The following is a 24,868-nucleotide window of genomic DNA, read 5'->3' as shown; positions in this document are numbered from 1 at the left end:
TGGTGGTATTGCGACCGGGGACCGAGGGCGAGGCGGTGCTCGACGTCCCGATCTCCGACCTGCTCAAGGCCAGGTTGAACCGGCGCGCCGACGACGCCGTCGTGATCGAGATCTACCTGCGCGACCCGGCGCCGCTGCTGGTCGGCGTGCCCGCGGACCGCACCCCGCTGCCGGTGCTGATCGCCGAGCACGACGTACCCGCGGCCACCGAGATCGTCGCCCAGCTGAACACCCAGATCCTGGCCGCGCGCCGGGTCGAGATCGAGCAGCCGGACCTGGAGCCGCCCGCCCCCACCTGGGGCCGCACCGGCCCGGCGCGGGCGGACGTCGACACGGCCACCCAGCGGATGACGCCGCGGCGCGGCGCGAGCCAGGCGATCGCGGCGCTGCAGCGCTACGTCACGCCGGAGGAGTACCTGCTGGAGACCGCGGTGGTCTCCGCGCGGGTGCCGGATGCGGGCCAGGGGCTGATCGCGGCGACCACGACCAGGCTGCTCTTCATCGCGCTCGACCTGCGGGTCGCGCACGAACTGCCGGTCCCCGCCGTGCTCTGGGCGCGCACCGGCGCCGACCGGGACAGCGACCTGCGCACCGTGCTCTCGGTGCACGACGGCTTCCTGACGCTCGAGTTCGTCGCGGGCGAGCGGGCCGACCTGGAGCGGATGGCGCGCGCGGTGAACTTCGCGGTCCGGCTGGAGGCGGCGCACGGCGCCATCGCGCCACCGGACCCCGGCGTCTCCACGCTCTACGCGGAGTGGGAGCTGCTGGTCGAGCGGCACTCGCTCGGCATGGTGGACGAGAGCCAGTTCCAGCGGTTCGGCCGCGGCATCCTGCGCTCGCTGCCGGACCGCTGCTGACCGCTGGGTCGCTGCTGAGCCGCTAGGCGGGGATCTCCTTCGCCTCCGGGCGCGGGTGCAGCTCGATCCGGCGCCACGGGCTGGTCGGGCGGGTCCAGAGCCGGAGCAGCTCCATCCTGCGGTCGACGCCGCCGTCCTTGAGCACGGCGAGGTCCTCGCAGGCCTGCCAGTAGGTCCAGCCGGCCAGGTAGGCGTCGCCGAACTGGCGCCAGTTGCGGTACTTGCGCTGGGCCAGCGGCAGCGCGCGGGCCATGTAGCTCCAGGCGACGTCGGCCTCCAGGTAGCCGGCGGTGTAGGCCATCCTGGCCACCGCCGTCACCCTGGCCAGGTCCCAGGCGTGGATGCAGGTGGCGACCGGCCGGGCCAGGTGCGAGGTGAAGCCGATCTTGATCGCCTGACACCAGATGTCGTAGTCGCGGACCAGCGCCTCCGGGTTCTCCATGCCGCGGAAGGCAGCCACCTGCCGGAGGAAGGCGCGGTGCCGGTCGGCGCGCTCGCCGAAGCGGTCCCGCTCCCCCGCGGTCAGCGCCGCGGTGACCAGCGGGTGCACCAGCGCGTAGAGCGGGGCGTGCATGCCCTTCAGCAGCTGCTCCATCGATGCCTGCGCCTCGGTGCCGTCGGTGATGCCCCAGGCGCCGGTGAGGGTGTCGATGGCGAGCTCGCGGCGGTCGCCGAGCGGGTGCTCGCGCTCCGGGCCGAGCACCAGCCCGTCGTGGAAGGCGTCCCAGCGCGCCGAGTAGAAGGCACCGAGCGCGAGCGCCCGCAACCGGTCGTCGTCCAATTGCGCCCCGGACCAGTGGTCCTCTTCGCGATTGTCCAGCTCCTCGTACGGAAAGGGTGTCAACGTCGCTTTACCGCGGGAAGGCATACTCGGAGTCTAGGTGCTCCCCTACAGGTCGCTGGTTCAGTTGCGCTTCTTGGCCCGACCCCGGGCGTGCCAGGGGGCTATCGTGCATCCATGTGTAGAAACATCACCGTCCTGCGTGGCCTGGAACCAGCCGCGACCGAGCAGGAGATCTATGCTGCCGCACTGCAGTACGTGCGCAAGGTCGGTGGTGTCTCCGGCCTGAGCAGCACCACCAAACCAGCGGTCGACCGCGCGGTCGCGGCCATCGCCGCGGCGACCACCCAGCTGCTCGACGAGCTGCCGGACCGGCGGGTGCCGCCGAGCACCGACCCGCCGCTGCGCCGGATCGCCGCGCGGGAGACCGCCGAGAACAGCGCCGAATAGCCTCAGTCCAGCGCGCCGGGGCCGTAGGCGGCGACGCAGGTGAGCGCGACCTCGAGCGCCAGCCCGCGCTCCTGCACCGAGTACCCGAGCAGCTCCTCGACCCGCTGGATCCGGTAGCGCACGGTGTTCTTGTGCACCCCGAGTTGCCGCGCGGTCGCCTCCGGGCTGCGCTGGTTGCGCAGGTAGGCGTGCAGCGTCTCGCGCAGCCGGGCGGTCGCGGCGTCCCGCCCGGCCAGCGCCCGCAGCTCGCGCCGGACCAGCCCGCGCATGGCCGCCCGGTCCACCCCGGCCAGGTAGGCGATCTCCACCGCCCGGTACCCCGTGACCGGAGCCCCCGAGCGCTCGGCCACCTGCCTGGCGGAGACCGCCTCCCGATGCCCGCGCCGGAACCCGGCGGCGGCCGGGGCGGGCACCCCGAACGCGACCCGCACCGGCGGCTCGAGCTCCGCGCCCGCGAGCAGCAGCGGCTCCTCCGGCCCGGCCAGCCGGGCGGCCTGCCCGTCGTCCAGCCCGGCCCACGCCCACATCCCGCTGGCCCCGGAGGCGACGGTGAGCAGCCGGTTGGTGCCGAGCGCGGTGGCGATCCGGTGCGCGACCCGCTCCAGCCCGCCGATCACGTCGCCCTCGCCGCCGAAGGGCTCGTCGCTCCACAGCACGAAGGCGAGGTGCTGCTGGTTCAGCCGGTAGCCGAGCCGAACGGCTGCCTGCTCCGGGTCGACGTCGTCGCCGGCGAGCAGCGCGCGCACCGTCTCGGCCCTGCGGTTCAGCGCCGCGCGCAGCACCTGCTCGCGCTCGGCCAGGTAGGTCTCGGTGAGCAGCTCGACCGAGGTGTTCACCCAGCGGGTGGCGCGCTCGAAGGTCCGGACCAGCACCGTGCGCTCGATCTCCGGCGGCGCCCGCCGCTCGTCGAACAACTCGCGCAGGTAGTCGAGCACCGCCTCCAGCCCGACGTGGTAGGTGCGCAGCAGCAGCCGCAGGTCGTAGCCGCGCTGCGCGATGGTCCTGGCCAGCGCGTGCACCTCCTCCGGCAGCGGGATGTCGAAGCTGTCGCTGGTCAGCCCGCCGAGCAGGAGCCGGGCGTGCGCCCGCGTGCTCGCGGTGAGGTCGCGCCGGATGTCGTGGTCGCGCAGCTCGGGCACCCGTTCCACGATCACCGCGTCCAGCCGCTCGACCACCTGGTCCAGGGTCTGCGTGCGCATGGTCTCGAAGGCGTACTCGGCCAGCCAGTCCCTGATGATCTCGTCGCGCGTGCTCGAAGACATCCGCCGCTCCCTCTTTTGTGCCGCTGACACAAACCGGCGCCGCTCCGTTGACGGATCGGGCCAAGAATGTCACCTCCGATTGTGTCACCCTCATAGGTCAGTGAGCTGATTCACAGCGGTTTCCGCAGTACACGACGAAGTGGGAGAACAGCCGTGACCAATACCGAGGCCGAGACACCGGCGATCGAGGTCCGCAATCCGGGCACCGGCGACCTGGTCGGCGCCGTGCCCGACCGCTCCGCCGACGAGGTGGCGGCGGCCGTCAGGGAGCTGCGGCTCTTCCAGCCCGAGTGGGAGGCCATCGGCGCCGACGGGCGCAAGGAATGGCTGATGAAGCTGCAGGACTGGATCATCGACAACACCGAGCAGCTGGCCGACGTGCTGCAGTCGGAGACCAGCAAGCCGCGCGCCGACGCCCTCATCGACCCGGCCTTCGCCGTCGACCTGATCGGCTTCTACGCGCGCCGGGCCGGCAAGTTCCTCGCCGACGACCACCCGTCCCCGCACAGCCCGCTGGCCAGGGTCAAGCGGCTGACCACGGTGTACTCGCCGTACCCGGTGGTCGGCGTGATCACCCCGTGGAACTTCCCGCTGGCCATGCCCGCGCTGGATGTCATCCCGGCGCTGGCCGCGGGCGCCGCCGTGCTGCTCAAGCCCTCCGAGGTCACCCCGCTCTCCGCGCTGGAGCTGGCCCGCGGCTGGGCCGAGATCGGCGCCCCTCCGGTCTTCGCCGTGGTCACCGGCGGCGGCGCGACCGGGGCCGCGGTCGTGGCGAACGCCGACTACATCCAGTTCACCGGCTCCACCGCGACCGGCAAGAAGATCGCAGCGGCCTGCGTCGAGCGGCTGGTGCCGTACAGCCTGGAGCTGGGCGGCAAGGACCCGGCGATCGTGCTCGCCGATGCCGACCTGGACCGGGCCGCGCACGGCGTCGCCTTCGGCGGCATGTTCAACTCCGGGCAGGTCTGCATCTCGGTCGAGCGGGTCTACGTCGAGGCGCCGGTGTACGACGAGTTCGTCGCCAAGCTCACCGACGCGGTCGCGAACCTGCGGCAGGGGCTGGACGGCCGCGAGTCGAAGCACGATGTCGGCGGGCTGGCCAACGAGGCCCAGGTCGCCATCGTGCAGCGGCACATCGAGGAGGCCGTCGCGGCCGGCGCGCGGGTGGCCACCGGCGGGCAGCGCACCGGCCAGGGCACGCTCTTCCAGCCGACGGTGCTGCTCGACGTCGACCACTCCATGTCCTGCATCCGCGAGGAGACCTTCGGCCCGACGCTCCCGGTGGTCAGGGTGGCCGACGAGGCCGAGGCGATCCGGCTGGCGAACGACTCCCAGTACGGCCTCTCCGCCTCGGTCTGGACCGCGGACAAGGCCCGCGGCGAGCGGGTCGCCCGGCAGCTGAACGCGGGCGCGGTGAACATCAACGACGTCTTCGCCAACCTGTTCAACTTCGCGCTGCCGATGGGCGGCTGGAAGCAGTCCGGGATCGGCGCTCGCTGGGGCGGTGCGGCGGGCGTGCGGAAGTACTGCAGGCAGAAGGCGATCACCACCCCGCTGCTGCCGACCGCGCAGAAGGAACTGACCTGGTTCCCGTACCAGATGCCGAAACTCATGGTCGCGCTCGGCGCCATGCGCGCGGCGGGCGCCCGCGGCAAGCGCAGGCTCGACCCCGCCACCATCCGCAAGATCCGAGGAGGAGACAAGTGAGCACTGCCGTCCGCGGCAAGGTCGTCGTGATCACCGGCGGGGCGCGTGGCATCGGCCTCGCCACCGCCCGTGCGCTGCGCGAGCAGGGTGCGAAGATCGCGATCGGCGATATCGACGAGACCACGGTCAAGCAGTCCGGCACCGACCACGACTTCGAGGTCTACGGCAGGCTCGACGTGACCGACGCGGAGTCGTTCACCCGGTTCCTGGACGAGGTGGAGCGCGAGCTCGGCCCGATCGACGTGCTGATCAACAATGCCGGGATCATGCCGACCGGCAGGCTCGTGGATGAGCCGGACGCGCTCACCCGGCGCATCCTTGACATCAACGTCTACGGCGTGATCCTCGGCTCCAAGCTGGCCGCGGTCAGGATGCTGCCGCGCGGCAGCGGCCACGTCATCAACATCGCCTCGCTGGCGGGTGAATCGCACATCCCCGGGCTCGCCACCTACAACGCCAGCAAGCACGCGGTGCTCGGCTTCACCGACACCCTGCGCGAGGAGTACCGCGGCACCGGGCTGCACTTCTCCTCGGTGCTGCCGACGCTGACCAAGACCGAGCTCGGCTCCGGGGTCAGCACGCCGAAGGTGATGCCGCCCGCCGAGCCGGAGGAGATCGCCGCGGCCATCGCCGCACTGATCGCCAAGCCGAGGTCGAAGGTGCGGGTGACGAAGGTCGCCGGAGCGATCTCCCGGGTTGTCAATTTCCTGCCGGAGTCCGTCGGCGACGCCATCGCCCGCTCGCTCGGCGCCTCGCACACCTTCCTGGAGGACGTCGACAGCGACCAGCGCAAGGCGTACGAGGACCGCGCCCGCACGGTCTGAAGCCGCTCCTGTCCAGGCCCAGCCCTGTGTGATATATATCACAGAGGGCTGGGCCACTTCCGGTCCACTGGCGCATCGCCGGGCTTCACTGGACGGTCGCCGGGTTCGCGCGACGGTCGCCGATAGCCCCGTGCGACTTTGCAGATTTTCACATCCCACCTGGTCAATACCGCACAGTAGGGCGCCGAGTTGGACGGAAGACCGAATGCCACCAATTCGCCCGGCCCGGCGTGCAGGCGACCCGTATACGCCATATGATGTCCCTAACAAACCTGACGTCTGTTTTTCAGGGCCGGTCCGAACTTCGAGGCTTGATTAGGCTGGAAATCAGCCACGAATTCTGATAGCAAGTAGCTATGGACCCGCACTTGCGCGATCTGCGGTATTTCGTCGCCGTCGCTGAGGAATTGCATTTCACGAACGCCGCTCAGCGGCTGCACATCGCACAGCCCACCCTGTCGCGTCAGATCCGTCAGCTGGAACGTCAGCTCGACGTGGTGCTCTTCGATCGCAATCAGCGCAGCGTCGCGCTCACCGTCGCGGGCAAGGAGCTGCTCGACGGCGCCCGCAAGATCCTCGAACTCTGGGAGAACACCAACTCCTCGCTGCAGGAGGCGGGCGAGGTGCTGCGGGTCGGCATCCAATCCGCGCTCGGCCGCGGCCTGCTCAACGAGCTGGAATCGGCCAGCGGGCACCGGCTCGCGCTGCACGCCGCCTCCTGGACCGACGGCTCGAGCGGGCTCGCGGGCAGACAGGCCGATCTCGCCCTGGTCTGGCTCCCGCTCCCGGACCCGAACCGGTACCGCTGGCAGGTGCTGCGCAGCGAGCCGCGCTGGGTGCTGCTGCCGGAGACGCACCCGCTGGCCGACCAGGACCGGATCGAGTTCACCGACATCGCCGACGAGATCTTCGTCGCGCTGCCCGCCGAGGCGGGCGCGGTGCGCGACTTCTGGGTCGGCAACGACGCCAGGCACGGCCGCCAGGCCAGGATCGGCGCCGAGGCGACCACTCCGGAGGATCGGCTGGAGGCGGTGAGCCTCGGGCTCGGGATCTGCCTGCTCGCCGAGAACAACGTGCCGATGTACCGCTGGCCGGGGCTGGCGGCGCGGCCGGTCGCCGGGCTCCCCCCGTGCGAGCTCGCGGTGGCCTGGCGGGCCGACGACTCCCGCCCGACCATCCTGGAGTTCGCCGCGCGGGCCACCGACGGCGGCTTCGCCGGACGCCCGGCGGCGCTGGCGGGCTGATCCGCCGGGTCCACGGGGCGCGGACGCGATAGGATTTTCCCTGGCTCGGTTCCTGCCCTGTGCCCGCCCGATGGGCGCGCGGGTTCCGCCGGGCAAGGCCCACCCAGCCGTGGCCGTCCAGCGGGAAGCGCCACCGGAACAGAAGGCCGTCGAGAGCATGAGCGCCGATTCGCAGCCGAGCCCCGCGCCGGGAGCCGACCCGAGCGGCAGGGGCGGTGCCCACACCGACACCAGGGTCGCCGCCTTCGCCGCGGCCTGGGATTCGGCGGTGCTCGACGCCGCGGGCCCGCCGGTGCTCGCCGAGTACCTGCCCGACGCCACCACCCTGCGCCGGGAGGCGCTGGTCGAGCTCATCCGGGTCGACCTCTGGGAGCGCTGGGTCGGGCGCAGCGCGGCCGAGCACACCCGCAAGCACCTGCGCGACTACTGCGGCGAGTTCGACGAGCTCGACCCGGCCGCGCTACCCGCCGAGCTGATCTACGAGGAATTCGTGATCCGCAGGCACAGCGGCGAGCGGCTCGATCCCGGCCAGTGCCTGAGCGAGCACCCCGCGCAGGCGGGCGCGCTGCGCGCGCTGCTCAACGCCGACGACCCGGACCAGAGCACCCACCGGGCCGAGCCGCCCGACCCGCCCGACCCGGACGCCACCTACGCGGTGAACCAGGAGACGGTGCTGCGCCGTGGTACCCCGGTGCCCCGAGGTGATCTGACCGGAACCGCGACCGCCCTGCCGAGCACGCCGTCGACCGGCGTCTCCGACGCGGGCCGGCTCGACATCCTCGACCGGATCGAGGTCGGGCGGAGCATCGACGACTTCGACCTGCTCACCGGGCTCGGCAGCGGGGCGTTCGCGCGGGTCTTCCTCGCCCGCCAGCGCTCGCTGCAGCGGCTCGTCGCGGTGAAGATCTCCGCCGACCACGGCACCGAGCCGCAGACCCTGGCCCAGCTGGACCACGACTACATCGTCCGGATCTTCGACCAGAAGCTGCTCGACACCCGGCCCGGCGATCTGGCTGCGCGCCGGCTGCGCCTGCTCTACATGCAGTTCCTGCCCGGCGGCACGCTGCTCGGGGTGCTGCGCTGGGTGCGCGCCACCGCGGAGTCCGAGCGCACCGGGCGGCTGCTGCTCGACGCGGTGGACGCGGCCATGGAGGAGAAGGGCGAGATCCGGCCGACCGACTCAAGCGTCCGGGCCGAGATCGCCGCGCTGAGCTGGCCGGAGACGGTGGCGTGGCTGGGCAGGCGGCTGGCCGAGGCGCTCCACTACGCGGCCGAGCACGGCGTGCTGCACCGCGATATCAAGCCGGCCAATGTGCTGCTCACCGCCGAGGCCGTGCCCAAGCTCGCCGACTTCAACATCAGCTTCAGCCGCAATGTCGAAGGCACCAGCCCGGTGGCGTACTTCGGCGGCTCGCTGGCCTACATGTCGCCGGAGCAGCTGGAGGCGTGCCACCCCGGCATGGACCGCACCGCCGCCGACCTGGACACCCGCAGCGACATCTACTCGCTCGGCGTGGTGCTCTGGGAGCTGCTCACCGGCGCGAAGCCCTTCGACGACAGCACCGCCGAGGCGGACGGCCGGGGTGACGACACCACCTTCGAGGCCATGCTGGAGCGCCGCACCCGCGGCCTGGACACCAGCGTGCTGGACCGGGTGCCGCCGGGCACCCCGACCGCGCTGCTCCGGATCCTGCGCACCTGCCTCGACCCGGACCGGGATCGGCGCTGGTCCAGCGGGACCAACCTGGCCAAGCAGTTCGAGCTGTGCCTCGACCCGAGGGCGCGCGAGCTGGTCGACCCGCCGCCGGACAGCTGGCGGGTCCGGCTGCGGGCCTGGCTGGTCCCGATCCTGACCATCGCGGTCGGCGTGCCGAACATGCTCGCCTCGCTCTACAACATCCACCACAACCAGAACCTGATCGTGGAGCGGCTGACCGAGGAGTCGCAGCGCACCTTCACCGCCGCCACCGGGACGGTGAACGGGGTCTTCTTCCCGCTCGGCTTCCTGCTGCTGGTGTACCTGTCGCGCACCATGGTCTCGGTGCCGCCCGGGCTCCGGCGCGGCCGCAGGTACGACGTGCCGACGCTGCGCCGGGCCAGGGACCAGACGCTCGCCTTCGGCGACCGCGCGGTGGTGATCCCGTTCGCCATGTGGGTGATCGCGGGCATCGCGTTCCCGTTCACGCTGTGGCTGGCCACCGGCGACATCGACGGCGGCGCGGTGGTGCACTTCCTGGCGTCGCTGGTGGTGTGCGGCGCGATCGCCGTCTCGTACCCGTTCTTCCTCGCCAACTTCTACCTGGTGCGCTGCATCTACCCGATCTTCCTCCGGCACGGCGCGGTGGACGAGAGCGACGCGGTGCGGCTGCGCGGGCTGGCCAGGCGCAGCACCCGCTACCTCGCGGTGGCCGCCTCGGTGCCGCTGCTCGCCGTCGCCGGGGTGACCTTCCTTCCGCCGCAGGACATTCCGTCGGTGATCGTGGCGGTGCGGGGGCTCTGCGTCGGCGGCATCATCGCCTTCATCGGCTCCTACGTGCTGTTCCGCGCGCTGGAGGCGGATCTGAAGGCGCTGGAGCGAGTTGTCGCGCCCACAGAGCCGGACTGACGGCTCCGCGTCGTGCCGGACTGACGGCTCCGCCGTGGCGCCGGATCGGCGGCTCCGCCGTGGTGCCGGACTAGTTGCCGCCGTACACCTTCGAGTCGAGCAGGCCGATGTAGGGCAGGTCGCGGTAGCGCTCGGCGTAGTCGAGGCCGTAGCCGACGACGAAGTCGTTGGGGATGTCGAAGCCGACCATGGCCACATCGACCTTGGTGCGCAGCGCGTCCGGCTTGCGCAGCAGCGTGACCACCTCGAGCGTGGCGGGGTTGCGGGTGGAGAGGTTGCGCTTGAGCCAGGAGAGCGTGAGGCCGGAGTCGATGATGTCCTCGACGATCAGCACGTTCCGGCCCGCGATGTCCCGGTCCAGGTCCTTGAGGATGCGGACGACGCCGGAGGACGAGGTGGAGGAGCCGTAGGAGGAGACGGCCATGAACTCCATCTGGGTCGGGATCGGCAGCGCCTTCGCCAGGTCGGTCATGAAGAAGATCGCACCCTTCAGCACGCCGACCAGCAGCAGATCGCCCTCCGGGGCGCCGGCTGGGAACCGCTCGGCGATCCGCTCGGCCAGCTCCTTGGTCTTCGTGGCGATTTCCTCTTCGGTGATGAGCACCGAGGCGATGTCGTCCCCGTACACGTCCGTTGGTGTCCTTCCGTGGTCGATCACGCACCGTCCGCCCGGCCGCGGAGCCGCAGGGTCAGCCTGCCATGTTCCCTTTCGACCACCAACCGGCGGGCCGGGGTACCGCCGCCGACCGCGACCGCGCCCTGGCCGCGCCAGCGCACGATCAGCGCGTCCACCGCGCGCAGGGTGGTGTCGCCCGGGGGGCGGGCGCCCGCCTCGAGCAACCAGGACCTGATCGCCCTGCGCCGGAGCGCGGCGGGGGCGGTGCCGAGCGGGGGCAGAGCGAGGTCGGGGTGCGGGCCGGTGCCCGCGGTGCGGGCGGTGCTCAGCAACTCCGCGGCGAGGTCGTCGAGGACGGCGGTGTCCTCGCGGAGCTGCGCGGCGGTGCGGGCGAGCGCCTCCGCGACCCCGCCGCCGAGGACGTCCTCCAGGAGCGGGAGCACCTCGTGCCGCAGCCGGACGCGGGTGAACTCCGGGGCGGAGTTGTGCGGGTCGACGTGCGGCCGCAGCCCGAGGTCGGCGCAGAGGCCGACGGTGTCGGCGCGGCGGACCGCGAGCAGCGGACGGCCCCAGGGCGGGGTGTGCGGGGCCATGCCGCGCACCGAGCGCGGGCCGGAGCCGCGGGCCAGGCCGAGCAGGACGGTCTCGGCCTGGTCGTCCATGGTGTGCCCGAGCAGGACCTGCTGCCCGGCACGGGCCCCGTCCAGCGCGGCATAGCGCGCGGCCCGCGCCGCGGCTTCCATCCCGCCGGGGCCGGTGACCTCGACCGGAAGCACCGTGGCCGACGCGCACCCGAGTTCCAGCGCCGCCTCGGCCGCGACTTCCGCGATCCGCCCCGAGCCCGCCTGCAACCGGTGGTCGACCACGAGCGCGTGCACCGCACCGGCCTCGGCGACGGCGGCCGCGGTCAGCGCCAGCGAATCGGCGCCCCCGGAAAGCGCGACGGCTACTTCGGTGTTCGGCGCCGCGTACGCTCCCAGCCAATTGCGAACCGCCCGCCGCACGACCAGTGCGGCGCCGGTCTCCGGCAGCAGGGGCGGGGCGGGGCGGGGCCCGCGCGCGGTCCGAATCCGCGGAGGTAGCAGGGGCGCGGGCGCGACGCGGCTCAGGTCCGGCGTGCCGCCACCCCCGGGTTCGGATCGCAGTCCGCTGCCCGAGCCGGGCGCACCGCCGCCGACCGGGTCGGCCGGGGTCCGGGCCGGAGGCCCGGAAAAACCCCCCCTATCCGAGCACACGGGCGATCCAGCGCCCCGGTTCGTCGATCTCGTCGGGCAGCGGCAGCGTGGTCTCGTCGGTCCAGACGACGTTGAAGCGGGCGGTGCCGACGGTGCGCACCACCTCGTCGACGAACTTCTTGCCGCGCACGTACTGCGCGAGCTTGGCGTCGACGCCGAGCAGCGCGCGCAGCACCCGCTGCACCGGGTTCACCGCGCGCTTGCGGCGCTTGTCGAAGGCGGCGCGGATCTGCTCCACGCTCGGGACGACGGCGGGGCCGACCGCGTCCATGACGTGGTCGGCGTGGCCCTCGAGCAGCGTGCCGAGGACGAGCAGCTTGTCCAGCGCGGCGCGCTGCTCGGGCGCCTGGGTGGCACGAAGCAGCCCGATCACGCCCTGGTTGCTCGGATCGTCCGCGCCGGTGCCGCCGCGCCTGCGCCGCACCTCGGTGACGAGCCTGCCGATCAGCTCGCTCGGCGGCTCGTCGGCGGATGCGCCGAGCGTCGCCACGGTGCTCCGCATGTACTCGGCCAGCCACGGCGCCGAGGAGAACTGCACCCGGTGCGTCACCTCGTGCAGGCAGACCCAGAGCCGGAAGTCGCTCGGCGAGACCCGCAGCGCGCGCTCCACCGCCATGATGTTCGGCGCGACGAGCAGCAGCGTGCCGTCCTCGCCGGTGAACGGGTCGTACTGGCCCAGGATCGCGGTGGAGAGCAGCGCGAGCATGGCGCCGGCCTGCACCCCGGCAGGCTTGCCCGCGAACCGGCTGCCCGCGACGCCGCCCTCCGGCCCGTCGGTGAGCTGGGCCATGGAGGCCGCGGCGGCCTCGATCCAGCCCGGCCGGTCCACGATCCGGGCGGACGGCACCGGCCGGTCGTCGAGCAGCAGGCTGACCTCGCGCACCGGCCCCTCGGCCCGCCGCGACGCCTCGGCCAGCTCGCTCACCACCTGCTCGGCCGAGTAGCGGGAGGTGCGCGGCCCCGCGGGCACCAGCGCGCCGCCGGTGCGGGCGGCGAGCCGCCAGTCCACGGCCCCGGTCAGCGGGGAACGCCGCGGTTCGGCCTCGACCAGGCCCACGTCGGCCCCGTTGGATCCTTCGCTCATCTCACCCACCCGTCAGGAGCAGCCACAGTTGCGCAGCGTGCCCGCGATGGCGTCGAGTGCGGGCCGGCTCACCTCCGGTGGCCGGTCGTTCGACATCAGCGCGAACGTCAGCACGCGCCCATCGCGATCGAGCACGTACCCGACCAACGCGCTGGCGACCGAGAGAGTTCCGGTCTTGGCCCGGATCCACCCCGCGCCGACCGGGTCGCCGCCGGTGTACCGGCTCGCCAGCGACCCGGTGGCCCCGGCGACCGGGAGCGTGTCGAGCAGCGGCGCCAGCTTCGCGGCCAACGCGCCGCCCTCCGGCTTCGCGCTGGTCCCGGCCGGTTTCCCGGCGACGGCTCCGGTCGGATCGGCTCCGGTCGGCTCGGCGGCGGCGGTGAGCACGGCGGCGAGCGCGCGGGCGGGCACCCGGTCGTCCACCGAGAGCCCGCTGGTGTCGTGCAGGCTCACCCCGGTGAGGTCGAACCCGGCCTCGGTGAGCACGGTGCGCACCGCGGTCGCGGCGCCGTCGAAGCTCTGCGGCAGCCCGCGCGCAGCGGCCACCTCGCGGCCGACCGTCTCGGCCAGCACATTGTCCGACCACACCATGAGCTGCCTGAGCCGGTCGCGCAGCGGCGCCGAGCGCACGCTCGCCAGCTCGGCCGCGCCCGGCGCGGCGGTACCGAGCTCGACCTTCGCCGGGTCGATACCGAGCTGGGCGGCCAGCTGCCTGCCCGCGTCCAGCGCGGGGGTTGTGCTGCGCGGCGCGTACTCGACCAGCGGGTCGAGCCGCCCGCCGTCGATCAGCACCGGCTCCAGCGGTGCGATCGAGCCGCCGGGGATGTCGGCCGGGTCCCAGCCCTTCGCCATGGTCGGGCCGGTGTAGGCGGAGGTGTCGACCACGATGCTGTCGATACCGCGGCCGCGCAGCCCGGCCGCCAGGTCGGCGAGTTTGGCTGCGCCCGGGTAGTAGCCCTTGCCGTCCGGGCGGGCGGTGATGGTCGGGTCGCCCGCGGCCACCAGCACCGCCTCGTTCGGCGTGGCTCCGGCCACCACCCGCGTGGTCACCCTGCTGTCGGCGGGCAGCGCGAGCAGCGCGGCGGCGGTGGTCAGCATCTTGAGCGTGGAGGACGGGATCATCGGGGTGTCCGCGCCGCCGCTCCACAGCACCGCGCCGCTGTCGGCGTCGGTGACCTGCCCGGCGAAGGCGCCGAGATCCGGGTTGGCGATCACGCCGGTCAGCGCCGCCTCGATGCCGCCGCGGCTCGGCGCCGCGGCGTCCGAGGGCGCCGGATCGACCTTCGGGTCGACCGTGACCGGGGCGGGCGGCGCCGCGACGGTCAGCCCGCCGTGCTCGAACTCCGGCGTCCACGGCTGCACGATCAGCGCCACCGACGCGACCAGCGAGACCAGCACCGCCAGCGCCAGCCCCACCCAGAGCCGGGTGCGGCGGCGGCGCCGCGCGGCCAGATCGCCGGTGTTCCTGTTGTTCCCACCCGTCACGTGTCCGCCGCTCCTCCTCCGGCCGCCCGCGCGGCCGCCTCCCGCACCCGAGTGCTCGACGCCCACACTATCCTCGTTGCGCAATCGTTCCTCAGTACAACCTGGCGCAGTCGGCAGACTCCGCACGACCGATGAAGGAGATGGCGTGGAGTTCGACGTCACCATCGAGATTCCCAAGGGTTCCCGGAACAAGTACGAGGTGGATCACGAGTCCGGGCGGATCAAGCTGGACCGCTACCTCTACACCTCCATGGCGTACCCGGCCGACTACGGCTTCATCGAGAACACCCTCGGTGAGGACGGCGACCCGCTGGACGCGCTGGTGCTGCTGCCCGAGTCGGTCTTCCCCGGCGTGATCGTCGAGGCGCGGCCGGTCGCCATGTACCGGATGACCGACGAGGCCGGCGGCGACGACAAGGTCCTCGCGGTGCCCGCGGGCGACCCGCGCTGGGACCACATCCAGGATCTGAAGGACGTGCCGGAGTTCGAACTGGCCGCGATCAAGCACTTCTTCGAGCGGTACAAGGACCTGGAGCCGGGCAAGTTCGTCAAGGGCTCGGAGTGGGTCGGCCGCGCCGAGGCCGAGGCCGAGGTGCGAGCCTCGCTGCAGCGGTTGCAGGACAGCGGCGGGCACTGAGCCCCGCCCCACACACGCGAAGAGCGGGAAGTCCGATGGATTCGGACTTCCCGCTCTTCGGTTGCGGTGCCTGGCCGGTGGAGGGGAGGCCGGCCGGGTCACCAGGTGGAGTAGTACAGATCCCACTCGCCGTCGTAGTTCAGGACGCACTCGTAGTACTTCCAGTCCGGGTGCGCCGGGCCGTACTCGCCGTCGGCGGAGCAGGCGGCGTAGGTGGAGTAGGTGCCGACCCAGATGGTCTCGACCGTGCGGTACTCCGGCGCGGCCGAGGCCGTCGCAGCCGTCGACACCCCGACGACGGCTGCGGCAGCCAGCAAACCGGCCATGGCGAAGGACTTGATACGCATTTCGTTGCTCCTGTCGGTGGTTCGCCTTGCTCTGTCGACAGGAACATTACGAGCGGAAAAGCCCTGGTACAGCCACCCCTAGGGGTGGCGAAGCGCACCCCTGGGGCGAGCCGCTACCTACCCTCGAAGCGCGGCTCCCGCTTCTCGAAGACCGCCTGGATGGCCTCGGTGAGATCGCCCGACGGCAGGAACGCGGCGTTCCACGCGGAGACGTAGCGCAGCCCCGCCGCCACCTCGGCGGTGAGCCGCTCGTTCAGCACGTCCTTCACGCCCTGCACCACCAGCGGCGGGTTCGCCGCGATCTCGCTGGCCAGCGCGTGCGCCGCCTCCAGCACCGCCTCCTGGTCGTCGAAGACCTCGTTGACCAGGCCGATCCGCTCCGCGCGGGCGGCGTCGATGTCCTTTCCGGTGAAGGCGAGCTCGCGCAGGTGCCCCTCGGAGATCACCGCGGGCAGCCGCTGCAGCGAGCCGACGTCGGCCACGATCGCCACCTTGGCCTCGCGCAGGCTGAACTTGGCCTCGGCGCTGGCGTAGCGGATGTCGGCGGCGGCGATCAGATCCAGCCCGCCGCCGATGCACCACCCGGAGACCGCGGCGATCACCGGCTTCACGCAGTTCGCCACCGCCGTGATCGATGCCTGCATGGTGCGGATGTCGTTCAGGAAGGCGGTGCGCGGCGCGGCCAGCGCCCGGTCCGCCAGCAGCGGGCCGAACGAACCGGCCATCGCGGGCAGGTCGAGCCCGTAGGAGAAGTGCTTGCCGGAGCCGGTCAGCACGATGGCGCGGACCTCGGGGTCGGCGGCGAGGCCGTCGAAGATCTCCGGGAGTTCCCGCCAGAAATCCGGGCCCATGGCGTTGCCCTTGCCCGGCCCGGTGAGCGTCACCTGGGCGACCTGGTCCTTCGTCTCGACCGTGAAGGCCTGCCAATCAGTCATTTGTACAGCGTATCGAGGTGCTGCCCCGGCTTGTAAAGCTTGTGCTAATTTCAGGCTCCGGTGCTGGTGCGGGCAGTGAAGCGGAGCCGATGATGGTCATCTCGCCCCTCGGAGGTCGCCATGCTGATGCATCAGGGAATCGGGCTCGACCGCTTCAACGCCATGCCGAACGGCCGCGCCGTGCACGCGCTCTTCGAGTGCTGCTGCTGCGTCACCTGGGCGGCGCGGATCAGCGCGGGGCGGCCCTACCGGGACCACGACGACCTGCACAATGCCGTCGAGCTGGAGCTGCTCGCGCTCTCCCCCGGCGACCTGGAGCGCGCCTTCGACTCCGTCCTGCACGAGGCCTGCGGCGATCACACGGTGACGACGCTCGCCAAGATCGTTTCGGCGCGGATCGAGCGGATGCTCGGCCCCGAGTGCGGCTACCCCGAGTACTGAGCGCGGATCGTCAACTGCCGCATCGAGACTGCGCGGCAGCCGAACCGCGACCCCGGAGCGGGGTTGCGGCCCTACCCTGGTCGCATGCGCAAGTCGAGCCTGCCGCCGGGCGCGATCCGGGTCTCCGACACCCTGATCTCGCGGGGGCATCACGGCGTGATCCTGACCCGGCCCGAACCCATCGATACCGCCGAGGACGCCGCGCGCGCACTCGGCGTCGACCCGGGCGCCATCGTCGAGGCCCAGGTCTTCCTGCTGGACGACGAACCGGTGCTGCTCCTGGTCGCCGGTGCGCGCCGGGTGCACCTGGCGCGCACCGCGGAGCGGCTGGAGGGCGCGCTCACCCCGGCCCCCGAGGCGCTGACGCGGGAGGTCACCGGGCAGCCCGCGGGCGGGGTCGCCCCGCTCGGGCACCCGGCGAACCTCTCCACCTGGGTGGACACCGCGCTCGCCGCGCACCCGCAGCTGTGGGCGGCGGGCGGGCATCCGGGCACGCTGTTCCGCACCTCGTTCACCGAGCTGGTGCGGATCACCGCCGGACAGCCGGTCGACATGGGCTGAACCGCGTACGTTCGTTGCTGTGAGTGCACTCAGTTCCGACGGCATCACCGCTGAGCAGTACCGCGCCTCCATGCGGCACTACCCGGCGGGCGTCACCATCGTGACGCTGCGGGCCGCGCACGGCCCCGTCGGCTTCACCGCCACCTCGTTCGCCTCGCTCTCGCTCGACCCGCCGCTGGTGTCGTTCAATATCGCGCACACCTCGTCCAGCCTGGCGGCGCTGCTCGCCGCCGAGTCGGTGGTGATCCACTTCCTCGGGGCGCATCAGCGGGAGCTGGCGCAGCGGTTCTCGCGCAGCGCCGCGGAGCGGTTCGCCGATCCGGCGCTCTGGTCCGAGCTGGAGTCCGGGGAGCCGGTGCTGCACGAGACCCCGCTCCGGTTGCGCGCGGTGGTGCACCAGCGGTTCGACATCGGGGACCACACCTTCGTCGCCGGGCTCGTCACCCACGTCCACGACGAGACGCGGGGCGCGTCGCCCGCCGCGCCGCTCCTCTATTACGACGGCCGCTACCACCAGCCCACCGAACTGGGCTGAGCGCGCCCGGTACCGGGGTCAGAATCCGGCGCAGGGCGCGGTGCCGAGGGCATCGGCGCCGAGCGGACGGGTCTCCGGGACCGGGCTCCATGCCCCGCCCTCGGCGGCGTAGGACCACGCGGACTCCCCGCGCACCAGCGCGTGCAGCGCCGAGATCAGCCGGTCCACGTGCTCCACGGTCGTCCCCACCCCGACGCTGGCCCGCAGCGCGGCGGGCAGGCCGAGCCGCTCGAGCAGCGGGTGCGCGCAGAAACGCCCGTCGCGGACCCCGATCCCGTGCTCCGCGGAGAGGTACGCGGCGACGTGCCCCGGCGCGAACCCCTCCACCGTGAACGCCACGATCCCCACCCCCTCGCCGCTGTCGGTGAAGATCCGCGGCTGCGCGACCCCGGGCACCCCGGCCAGCCCGGCGCGCAGCCGCTCGGTCAGCGCCCGCTCGTGCGCGACGAACCGCTCCTCGGGAATCGCGGCGAGCGCCTCGCACGCCGCGGCGAGCGCCGCAGCCCCGAGCACGTTCGGCGACCCGCCCTCGTGCCGCTGCGGCGCCGGAGCCCACTCGGTCCCGGTCACCGAGACGGAGCGAACGGCCCCGCCCCCGGCCAGGTACGGCTCGGCCGTGTCCAGCCAGTCCCGCCGCCCGACCAGCACCCCGGCCCCGAACGGCGCGTAGAGCTTGTGCCCCGAGCACACCAGGTAGTCGATCCCGGTGTCGCGCAGCGAGATCCGCCGGTGCGGCGCCAGCTGCGCCGCGTCCACCAGCAGCCGCGCCCCGCAGCTGTGCGCGATCTCGGCCAGCTCGCGCAGCGGGAGCAGCTCCCCGGTGACGTTGGAGGCGCCGGTGACGGCGAGCAGCGCGGCGGGCTCGCGGCACAGCTCGGCGACGAGCCCGCGCAGCGTCTCGGCGACGGTGTCGGCCGCGGTCACCACCCGGCGCCCGCCCGCGAGCCAGGGCAGGAGGTTGGCGTGGTGCTCGATGTCGAGCACAACGGTGTCGCCCTGCACGCAGCCCGCCAGCAGGTTCAGCGAGTCGGTTGTCCCGCGGGTGAAGACCGTGACCTGGTCGTCGGCGGCGTCGAAGAAGGCGCCGACGGTGCCGCGCGCGCTCTCGTAGCAGTCGGTGGAGACCCGGGAGGCGTAGCCTGCGCCGCGGTGCACGCTGGCGTAGTACGGCAGCAGCGCCGAGACCCGGTCGGTCACCGCGGCGATGGCGGGGGCGCTCGCGGCGTAGTCGAAGTTCGCGTAGCCGACGGTGCCGCCCTGCACGAGCGGGACGGCGAGGTCGTCACCGGAGGTCGCCGCGAGCGGGGCACAGGTCGGTTCCAGAACAGCGGTCATCACGTCATCCCAACGTTCGGGGACCCGCAACATCAGAAGTGCCGAGTCCGCGCTTGCCGCGTCCGGTCGGACGACGGCCCGGTCGTCACCCGGAGCACCCCGCCGCGGAGGAGGGTTGCCGACCAGCAAGCCGGGGCTGAACGCTGGTACTCATGACCTGCCGAAGAGACTGACAAAGCCGCGCCCGGGTTGTCAAGGGCGGCTCCGGCGAAGATCACAGCCCGCCCGCGGCGCGCACCCCACCAGGCAGGAGTCGCCGGGTGAACGCCGGATGAACAGCGACGCACCCGCTCGACCAGCGCAAATGCCCGTCCGGCCGAGTACCGTGAACAACCGGTCGCCAGCGGGTTCGCCCGCTGGTAACCCGAACATGGCAGAACGAGCGGGAAGTGTGGGCACATCGATGAAAGGTGGTGGGGACGTCATGGTCCGACCACAGCTCCATCCGGAGGAACTCGATTCCGCTGCCCCCGGCTCGGCGCCGCCCGGTACCGCCACGCTCCCCGACCCGCTGCGCCGCGGCGCGCTCGCCGCGCCCCCGCGCACGCTCGTCGACATCGTCACCGCTACCGCCCAGGAATTCCCGGACGCCGCCGCCATCGACGACGGCGAGACGGTGCTCAGCTACCTGGAACTCGTGGTCGAGATCGAGGCGGCGATGAACCGGCTCGCCAAGGCCGGGGTGCGTCGCGGAGACCGCGTCGGCATTCGGCTACCTTCTGGCAATCGAGAGCTGTACGTCACCATTCTCGCGGTGCTCTACGGCGGCGCGGCCTACGTCCCGGTGGACGCGGACGACCCGGAGGAGCGCGCGAGGCTGGTCTTCGGCGAGGCGAAGGTGGCGGTGATCGTCACCGCCGACGGCATCCTGCCCGGAACCCGCGATGCCGCCGAGGCGCCCGCCGACGACAGCGGCTGGGCCGACCTGCCCACCCCCGACGACGACGCCTGGATCATCTTCACCTCCGGCTCCACCGGCACCCCCAAGGGCGTCGCGGTGACGCACCGCAATGCCGCCGCCTTCGTCGACGCCGAGCACAACCTCTTCCTGCCGGACGACCCGATCGCCCCCGGCGACCGGGTGCTGGCCGGGCTCTCGGTCGCCTTCGACGCCTCCTGCGAGGAGATGTGGCTGGCCTGGCGCAACGGCGCCTGCCTGGTCCCGGCCCCGCGCGACCTCGTGCGCACCGGCGCCGACCTGGGCCCGTGGCTCATGCGGCGCGGCATCACCGTGGTCTCCACCGTCCCGACGCTGGCCGCCACCTGGCCCGCGGAGGCGCTGGAAGGCGTCCGGATGCTCATCTTCGGCGGCGAGGCGGTGCCGCCGGAGCTGGCCGAGCGGCTCGCCCGCGACACCGAGCGCGAGGTGTGGAACACCTACGGCCCCACCGAGGCCACCGTCGTCGCCTGCGCGGCCAGGCTGACCGGTGAGCCGCCGGTGCGCATCGGGCTCCCGCTGGACGGCTGGGACCTGGTGGTGGTGAACGCCGATGGCGAGCCGGTGCCGGAGGGCGAGACCGGCGAGCTGGTGATCGGCGGCGTCGGCCTGGCCCGCTACCTGGACCCGGCCAAGGACGCGGAGAAGTACGCCCCGCTGCCTGCGCTCGGCTGGGACCGCGCCTACCGCAGCGGCGATCTCGTGCGCAACGACCGCGCCGGCCTGGTCTTCCTCGGCCGCGCCGACGACCAGATCAAGCTGGGCGGCAGGCGGATCGAGCTCGGCGAGATCGACAACGCGCTGCAGCACCTGCCCGGCGTCACCGGCGCGGCCGCCGCCATCCGCACCACCAAGGCGGGCAACAAGGTCCTGATCGGCTACCTGACCGGCCCGGACACCGACTACGACCTGCGCGCCGCCCGCGCCGCGCTGGCCGGGCAGCTGCCCGCCCCGCTGGTGCCCCGGCTCGCCATCGTCGACGACATGCCGACCAGGACCTCGGGCAAGGTCGACCGCGACGCCCTGCCGTGGCCGCTGCCGAACGCCGCCGAGGACGACCCGGAGAACGAGCTCACCGGCACCGCGCTCTGGATCGCCGGGATCTGGGACTCCATCCTCGGCGCCGAGATCACCGGTCCCGACGTCGACTTCTTCGATCTGGGCGGCGGCTCGCTGGCGGCGGCACAGCTGGTCACCGCGTTGCGCGAGCGCTACCCGACGGTCGCCGTCGCCGATATCTACGACCACCCCCGGCTCGGCGCGATGGCCGAGCTGCTCGACCAGAGCACGCCCGCGGTCGCCGTCGTCGACCGCACGGTCCGCCCGACCCCGCGGCGGGCGCAGCTCGCCCAGGTGCTCGCGACCGTCCCGCTCACCACGCTGACCGGGCTGCAGTGGCTGACCTGGGTCGCCATCGTCGGCAATGTGGCGGCGTGGTCCGGCTCGCTGCCGTGGCTGCCCGCGCTCTCCTGGTGGTGGACGCTGATCGCGTTCGCGCTCTTCATCTCCCCGCCCGGCCGGATGGCGCTCTGCGTGGCCGGGGCGCGCACGCTGCTCGCCGGGCTGCGGCCGGGCAGCTACCCGCGCGGCGGCTCGGTGCACCTGCGGCTCTGGGCCGCGGTCCGGCTCTCCGAGGCCTCCGGCGCGGAGAATCTCTCCGGTGCGCCGTGGATGATCCCGTTCGCCCGCGCGCTCGGCGCGAAGATCGGCCGCGGCGTCGACCTGCACAGCCTGCCGCCGGTCACCGGCATGCTCGAGCTCGGCGAGGGCTGCAGCGTCGAGCCCGAGGTGGATCTGGCCGGGTACTGGATCGACGGCGACGTCGTGCACATCGGCCCGATCGTGGTCGGCGCGGGCGCGGTCGTCGGCTCCCGCTCGGTATTGCTGCCGGGTAGCAAGGTCGGCCGCGGCGCCGAGGTGGCGCCCGGCTCCGCCGTGGCCGGAAAGGTCAAGGCCGGACAGGAGTGGGCGGGGTCGCCCGCGGGCAAGGTCGGCAAGGCCAGGCACCGCTGGCCCACGCAGCGCCCGGACCGGGCGCCGCACTGGGTCGCCATCTTCGGCGTCACCTCGATGGGGCTCGCCGCGGTGCCGATCATCGGCCTCGCCGCGGGCGGGCTCTTCCTGGCCTGGATGATCCGCGACACCACCACACTGGGCCAGGGCGCGATGCGCGCCTTCCTGCTGCTGCCGCCGGCCGTGCTGCTCAGCCTCGGCGTCTACGCGGCGATCACGATCGTCGCGGTGCGGCTGCTCGCCATCGGGCTGACCGAGGGGTACCACCCGGTGCGCAGCCGGGTCGGCTGGCAGGCCTGGTCCACCGAGCGGCTGCTGGACGGCGCGCGCACCTTCCTCTTCCCGCTCTACGCCAGCCTGCTCACCCCGATCTGGCTGCGGCTGCTCGGCGCGAAGATCGGCAAGAGCGTCGAGGCGTCGACGGTGCTGCTGCTGCCCAAGTTCACCACCGTCGCGGACGGCGCCTTCCTCGCCGACGACACCATGATCGCCGGTTACGAGCTGGGCGGCGGCTGGCTGCGCATCGGCGAGGCGAAGGTCGGCAAGCGCGCCTTCCTCGGCAACTCGGGGATGACCGCGCCGGGCCGCCGGGTGCCGAAGAACAGCCTGGTCGCGGTGCTCTCCGCGGCGCCGTCGAAGGCGAAGGCCGGGTCGTCCTGGCTTGGCAGCCCGCCGGTGCGGCTGCGCCGGGCCGCCGAGAACTCCGACACCACCCGCACCTTCGACCCGCCGCCGCGGCTGCGGCTGGCCCGCGCCGCCGTGGAGACCTGCCGGTTGATCCCGGTGCTCGTCACCTTCGGCATCGGGCTCGGCGTGTTCTTCGGCCTCGCCGCGCTGGCCCGCACCGCGGGACACCTGGTGACCGCGCTGCTCAGCGGCATCGTGCTGATGATCGCCGGCGCGGTGGCAGGCGGCATCGCGGTGCTGGCCAAGTGGCTGCTGGTCGGCCGGATCAGCCGTGACGAGCACCCGCTGTGGAGCTCCTTCGTCTGGCGCAACGAGGTCTCCGACACCTTCGTGGAGACCGTCGCCGCGCCCTGGTTCGCCCGGGCCGCGACGGGTACACCGGTGATGATCCTGTGGCTGCGCGGACTCGGTGCCACGATCGGCCGCGGAGTATGGTGCGAGTCCTATTGGCTGCCGGAGGCCGATTTGGTGACGCTCGGTGACGGCGCGACGGTGGAGCGGGGGTGCGTGGTGCAGACCCACCTGTTCCACGATCGGATCATGGCGATGGACACCGTCGTGCTCGAGGACGGCGCCACCCTCGGCCCGCACTGCGTCGCGCTGCCAGCCGCCACCATCGGCGCGGGAGCCACCATCGGCCCGGCCTCGCTGGTCATGCGCGGCGACACCGTCCCCGCCTCCACCCGCTGGTGGGGCAACCCGATCGCCCCCTGGTACCTGAACGATCCAGGGACGGTGTGATGGGCGGCAAGTTCTTCGACGCCCCCATCGACGAGTACCTCCCGCAGAACGGCAACCGGGGATACCGCGTCTCCCGGTACGAACTGGAGCTCGGCTACCGGGTGGCCGGCAACCGGCTCACCGGCCGGGCCGTGCTCACCGCGGTCACCACCGAGGTCCGCGACCGCTTCGCGCTCGACCTCGCGCAGGCCATGCGGGTGACCAAGGTCCTCGTCAACGGCGTCAAGGCCGCGCGCTACGTGCACCAGCACAACAAGCTCGTCGTCACCCCGCAGCAGAAGATCCCGGCGGGCGGCGCGCTCACCATCACCGTGCAGTACGGCGGTACCCCGCGGCCGGTGCGCGGGCCGTGGGGCGAGGTCGGCTGGGAGGAGCTCACCGAGGGCGCGCTGGTCGCCAGCCAGCCGAACGGCGCCGCCTCCTGGTTCCCCTGCGACGACCACCCGAGCTCCAAGGCCAGCTACCGCATCGCGATCACCACCGACTCGCCGTACTACGCGCTCGCCAACGGCGCCCTGGTCGGCAAGCAGACCAAGGCCAGCCAGACCACCTGGGTCTACGAGCAGCCCGAGCCGATGGCCGGGTACCTGGCCACCATCCAGATCGGGCACTACCGCAGGCACCGGATCGGCCCCGCGCACGCCGCCGTCCCCATGGACGCCGTCGTGCCGACCCGGCTGCGCGCCGCCTTCGAGCACGACTTCGCCAGGCAGCCGCGGATGATGGAGCTGTTCACCGAGCGCTTCGGCCCCTACCCGTTCGCCGGCTACACCGTCGTCGTCACCGACGACGAACTGGAGATCCCGATCGAGGCGCAGGGCATCTCGATCTTCGGCGCCAACCACTGCGACGGCAGGCGCAGCGCCGAGCGGCTGGTGGCGCACGAGCTCGCGCACCAGTGGTTCGGCAACAGCGTCACCATCCGGCAGTGGCGCGACATCTGGCTGCACGAGGGCTTCGCCTGCTACGCGGAGTGGCTCTGGTCCGAGGAGAGCGGCGGCCCCGGCGCCGACCGGATGGCCCGCGCCGCGCGGCACAACCTGGCCAGGCAGCCGCTGGACATCGTCGTCGGCGACCCCGGCGCGGCCCGGATGTTCGACGACCGGGTCTACAAGCGCGGCGCGCTGACGCTGCACGCACTCCGGCTCGAGCTCGGCGACCGCGCCTTCTTCGCGCTGCTGCGCGAGTGGACCACCCGCTACCGGCACTCCTCGGTGATCACCGAGGAGTTCACCGACCTGGCCGGGCACTACACCACGCTCCCGCTGCGCCCGCTCTGGGAGTCCTGGCTGCACAGCGCGCCGCTCCCCCAGCTGCCGCCGCTCAGCGGGGTTCAGGGCGCCAGGTAGCGGGCGGCGAGCTCCTCGACCAGCGGGTCGTCGTCGGCCACGGCGTCGAGCTCGATGAGGTCGGTGCGGACCGCGTTTTGCCTGGTGTCGTCGTGCTCCGGGTCGGGGATGCCGTCCTCGGTGAGCTGGCGCTCCAACTTCTCCCTGATCCGGGATTTCAGCGTGTCACTCATACCCCCGGCGTTCCCTGCGTGGCGGCC

22 protein-coding genes and 1 riboswitch are annotated in these 24,868 nt (G+C 72.7%); of the genes, 12 read left to right on the top strand and 10 right to left on the bottom strand.

Annotated features, from left to right (window positions below):
- Positions 1 to 2 precede the first annotated feature (2 nt).
- Complete coding sequence (locus LTT61_RS20315) at positions 3 to 857, top strand: hypothetical protein (RefSeq protein ID WP_233015658.1); 855 nt, start codon at positions 3 to 5, stop codon at positions 855 to 857.
- A 22-nt stretch (positions 858 to 879) separates the two neighbouring features.
- Here the strand turns inward: LTT61_RS20315 and LTT61_RS20310 are convergent, their stop codons facing one another.
- A complete protein-coding gene (locus LTT61_RS20310; protein WP_233015657.1) occupies positions 880 to 1,725 on the bottom strand; it encodes a DUF1266 domain-containing protein in 846 nt (281 codons plus the stop codon).
- A gap of 90 nt (positions 1,726 to 1,815) precedes the next feature.
- On the opposite strand from LTT61_RS20310, the gene LTT61_RS20305 reads away from it, so the two are divergent.
- The gene (locus LTT61_RS20305; RefSeq protein ID WP_233015656.1) at positions 1,816 to 2,088 is read left to right on the top strand and encodes a DUF2277 domain-containing protein; all 273 of its coding nucleotides are present in this window, start codon (positions 1,816 to 1,818) and stop codon (positions 2,086 to 2,088) included.
- A 2-nt stretch (positions 2,089 to 2,090) separates the two neighbouring features.
- On the opposite strand, the gene LTT61_RS20300 is transcribed toward LTT61_RS20305, so the two are convergent.
- Positions 2,091 to 3,350: a PucR family transcriptional regulator gene (locus tag LTT61_RS20300; RefSeq protein ID WP_233015655.1), complete on the bottom strand. Its 1,260-nt coding sequence runs from the start codon at positions 3,348 to 3,350 to the stop codon at positions 2,091 to 2,093.
- A 153-nt stretch (positions 3,351 to 3,503) separates the two neighbouring features.
- Between LTT61_RS20300 and LTT61_RS20295 the strand changes: the two genes are divergently transcribed.
- From LTT61_RS20295 to LTT61_RS20280, 4 genes are all read left to right on the top strand, one after another.
- Positions 3,504 to 5,057 carry an aldehyde dehydrogenase family protein gene (locus tag LTT61_RS20295; protein WP_233015654.1) on the top strand — a complete coding sequence of 518 codons (1,554 nt, stop codon included), beginning with the start codon at positions 3,504 to 3,506 and terminating at the stop codon, positions 5,055 to 5,057.
- Complete coding sequence (locus tag LTT61_RS20290; RefSeq protein ID WP_233015653.1) at positions 5,054 to 5,881, top strand: SDR family oxidoreductase; 828 nt, start codon at positions 5,054 to 5,056, stop codon at positions 5,879 to 5,881. Before LTT61_RS20295 ends, LTT61_RS20290 begins: the two co-directional genes overlap by 4 nt.
- 356 nt (positions 5,882 to 6,237) lie before the next feature.
- Positions 6,238 to 7,125, top strand: a complete 888-nt coding sequence (locus tag LTT61_RS20285) for a LysR family transcriptional regulator (RefSeq protein WP_233015652.1) — start codon at positions 6,238 to 6,240, stop codon at positions 7,123 to 7,125.
- A 157-nt stretch (positions 7,126 to 7,282) separates the two neighbouring features.
- Positions 7,283 to 9,730, top strand: a complete 2,448-nt coding sequence (locus tag LTT61_RS20280) for a serine/threonine-protein kinase (protein WP_233015651.1) — start codon at positions 7,283 to 7,285, stop codon at positions 9,728 to 9,730.
- 70 nt (positions 9,731 to 9,800) lie between these two features.
- Here the strand turns inward: LTT61_RS20280 and hpt are convergent, their stop codons facing one another.
- The 4 genes from hpt to LTT61_RS20260 form a co-directional block, all read right to left on the bottom strand.
- Complete coding sequence (hpt, locus tag LTT61_RS20275) at positions 9,801 to 10,358, bottom strand: hypoxanthine phosphoribosyltransferase (RefSeq protein WP_233015650.1); 558 nt, start codon at positions 10,356 to 10,358, stop codon at positions 9,801 to 9,803.
- Between the two features lie 26 nt (positions 10,359 to 10,384).
- Positions 10,385 to 11,356 (bottom strand): tRNA lysidine(34) synthetase TilS, encoded by a 972-nt coding sequence (tilS, locus tag LTT61_RS20270; protein WP_233021108.1) that lies wholly within the window; start codon positions 11,354 to 11,356, stop codon positions 10,385 to 10,387.
- 211 nt (positions 11,357 to 11,567) lie between these two features.
- A complete protein-coding gene (locus LTT61_RS20265; protein ID WP_233015649.1) occupies positions 11,568 to 12,665 on the bottom strand; it encodes a zinc-dependent metalloprotease in 1,098 nt (365 codons plus the stop codon).
- Between the two features lie 12 nt (positions 12,666 to 12,677).
- Positions 12,678 to 14,150, bottom strand: coding sequence for a D-alanyl-D-alanine carboxypeptidase/D-alanyl-D-alanine-endopeptidase (locus LTT61_RS20260; protein ID WP_420094672.1), 1,473 nt, complete (start codon positions 14,148 to 14,150; stop codon positions 12,678 to 12,680).
- A 145-nt stretch (positions 14,151 to 14,295) separates the two neighbouring features.
- Here LTT61_RS20260 and LTT61_RS20255 point away from each other — a divergent pair, with 145 nt between their 5' ends.
- Positions 14,296 to 14,787, top strand: a complete 492-nt coding sequence (locus LTT61_RS20255; protein WP_233015648.1) for an inorganic diphosphatase — start codon at positions 14,296 to 14,298, stop codon at positions 14,785 to 14,787.
- Positions 14,788 to 14,885: 98 nt separating this feature from the next.
- On the opposite strand, the gene LTT61_RS20250 is transcribed toward LTT61_RS20255, so the two are convergent.
- Positions 14,886 to 15,134, bottom strand: coding sequence for a hypothetical protein (locus tag LTT61_RS20250; protein ID WP_233015647.1), 249 nt, complete (start codon positions 15,132 to 15,134; stop codon positions 14,886 to 14,888).
- A gap of 113 nt (positions 15,135 to 15,247) precedes the next feature.
- The gene (locus LTT61_RS20245; RefSeq protein ID WP_233015646.1) at positions 15,248 to 16,069 is read right to left on the bottom strand and encodes a crotonase/enoyl-CoA hydratase family protein; all 822 of its coding nucleotides are present in this window, start codon (positions 16,067 to 16,069) and stop codon (positions 15,248 to 15,250) included.
- Positions 16,070 to 16,189: 120 nt separating this feature from the next.
- Here LTT61_RS20245 and LTT61_RS32980 point away from each other — a divergent pair, with 120 nt between their 5' ends.
- The 3 genes from LTT61_RS32980 (at position 16,190) to LTT61_RS20230 (ending at position 17,606) form a co-directional block, all read left to right on the top strand.
- Positions 16,190 to 16,510 carry a 2-oxo-4-hydroxy-4-carboxy-5-ureidoimidazoline decarboxylase gene (locus LTT61_RS32980; protein WP_233015645.1) on the top strand — a complete coding sequence of 107 codons (321 nt, stop codon included), beginning with the start codon at positions 16,190 to 16,192 and terminating at the stop codon, positions 16,508 to 16,510.
- A gap of 84 nt (positions 16,511 to 16,594) precedes the next feature.
- The gene (locus LTT61_RS20235) at positions 16,595 to 17,071 is read left to right on the top strand and encodes a YbaK/EbsC family protein (protein ID WP_233015644.1); all 477 of its coding nucleotides are present in this window, start codon (positions 16,595 to 16,597) and stop codon (positions 17,069 to 17,071) included.
- Positions 17,072 to 17,141: 70 nt separating this feature from the next.
- On the top strand, positions 17,142 to 17,606 hold the full coding sequence (locus tag LTT61_RS20230; protein ID WP_233021106.1) for a flavin reductase family protein: 465 nt from the start codon (positions 17,142 to 17,144) through the stop codon (positions 17,604 to 17,606).
- Between the two features lie 18 nt (positions 17,607 to 17,624).
- Here LTT61_RS20230 and LTT61_RS20225 read toward each other — a convergent pair whose 3' ends face one another.
- A complete protein-coding gene (locus LTT61_RS20225; RefSeq protein ID WP_233015643.1) occupies positions 17,625 to 18,941 on the bottom strand; it encodes an aminotransferase class V-fold PLP-dependent enzyme in 1,317 nt (438 codons plus the stop codon).
- Between the two features lie 44 nt (positions 18,942 to 18,985).
- A riboswitch (SAM riboswitch) is annotated at positions 18,986 to 19,099 on the bottom strand.
- 245 nt (positions 19,100 to 19,344) lie between these two features.
- Here LTT61_RS20225 and LTT61_RS20220 point away from each other — a divergent pair.
- Positions 19,345 to 23,319, top strand: a complete 3,975-nt coding sequence (locus tag LTT61_RS20220; RefSeq protein WP_420094671.1) for a Pls/PosA family non-ribosomal peptide synthetase — start codon at positions 19,345 to 19,347, stop codon at positions 23,317 to 23,319.
- Entirely contained in the window at positions 23,319 to 24,668 is a 1,350-nt protein-coding gene (locus LTT61_RS20215; RefSeq protein ID WP_233015641.1) for a M1 family metallopeptidase, read from the top strand. Before LTT61_RS20220 ends, LTT61_RS20215 begins: the two co-directional genes overlap by 1 nt.
- Here LTT61_RS20215 and LTT61_RS20210 read toward each other — a convergent pair.
- Entirely contained in the window at positions 24,653 to 24,841 is a 189-nt protein-coding gene (locus LTT61_RS20210; protein ID WP_233015640.1) for a hypothetical protein, read from the bottom strand. The genes LTT61_RS20215 and LTT61_RS20210 overlap by 16 nt on opposite strands.
- Between the last annotated feature and the right edge of the window lie 27 nt (positions 24,842 to 24,868).

This window comes from Nocardia asteroides (assembly GCF_021183625.1).
Taxonomy (GTDB): Bacteria; Actinomycetota; Actinomycetes; order Mycobacteriales; family Mycobacteriaceae; genus Nocardia; species Nocardia asteroides_A.
Note: the sequence above shows the minus strand (reverse complement) of the source record. Positions and strands in the feature narration are given on the sequence as shown.

Coding starts and splice junctions, on each gene's coding strand:
- LTT61_RS20310 (WP_233015657.1), bottom strand. CDS start 1,725: ATGCCTTCCCGCGGTAAAGCGACGTTGACACCCTTTCCGTACGAGGAG.
- LTT61_RS20305 (WP_233015656.1), top strand. CDS start 1,816: ATGTGTAGAAACATCACCGTCCTGCGTGGCCTGGAACCAGCCGCGACC.
- LTT61_RS20300 (WP_233015655.1), bottom strand. CDS start 3,350: ATGTCTTCGAGCACGCGCGACGAGATCATCAGGGACTGGCTGGCCGAG.
- LTT61_RS20285 (WP_233015652.1), top strand. CDS start 6,238: ATGGACCCGCACTTGCGCGATCTGCGGTATTTCGTCGCCGTCGCTGAG.
- LTT61_RS20280 (WP_233015651.1), top strand. CDS start 7,283: ATGAGCGCCGATTCGCAGCCGAGCCCCGCGCCGGGAGCCGACCCGAGC.
- LTT61_RS20265 (WP_233015649.1), bottom strand. CDS start 12,665: ATGAGCGAAGGATCCAACGGGGCCGACGTGGGCCTGGTCGAGGCCGAA.
- LTT61_RS20250 (WP_233015647.1), bottom strand. CDS start 15,134: ATGCGTATCAAGTCCTTCGCCATGGCCGGTTTGCTGGCTGCCGCAGCC.
- LTT61_RS20245 (WP_233015646.1), bottom strand. CDS start 16,069: ATGACTGATTGGCAGGCCTTCACGGTCGAGACGAAGGACCAGGTCGCC.
- LTT61_RS32980 (WP_233015645.1), top strand. CDS start 16,190: ATGCTGATGCATCAGGGAATCGGGCTCGACCGCTTCAACGCCATGCCG.
- LTT61_RS20235 (WP_233015644.1), top strand. CDS start 16,595: ATGCGCAAGTCGAGCCTGCCGCCGGGCGCGATCCGGGTCTCCGACACC.
- LTT61_RS20230 (WP_233021106.1), top strand. CDS start 17,142: ATGCGGCACTACCCGGCGGGCGTCACCATCGTGACGCTGCGGGCCGCG.
- LTT61_RS20225 (WP_233015643.1), bottom strand. CDS start 18,941: ATGACCGCTGTTCTGGAACCGACCTGTGCCCCGCTCGCGGCGACCTCC.
- LTT61_RS20220 (WP_420094671.1), top strand. CDS start 19,345: ATGAAAGGTGGTGGGGACGTCATGGTCCGACCACAGCTCCATCCGGAG.
- LTT61_RS20215 (WP_233015641.1), top strand. CDS start 23,319: ATGGGCGGCAAGTTCTTCGACGCCCCCATCGACGAGTACCTCCCGCAG.
- LTT61_RS20210 (WP_233015640.1), bottom strand. CDS start 24,841: ATGAGTGACACGCTGAAATCCCGGATCAGGGAGAAGTTGGAGCGCCAG.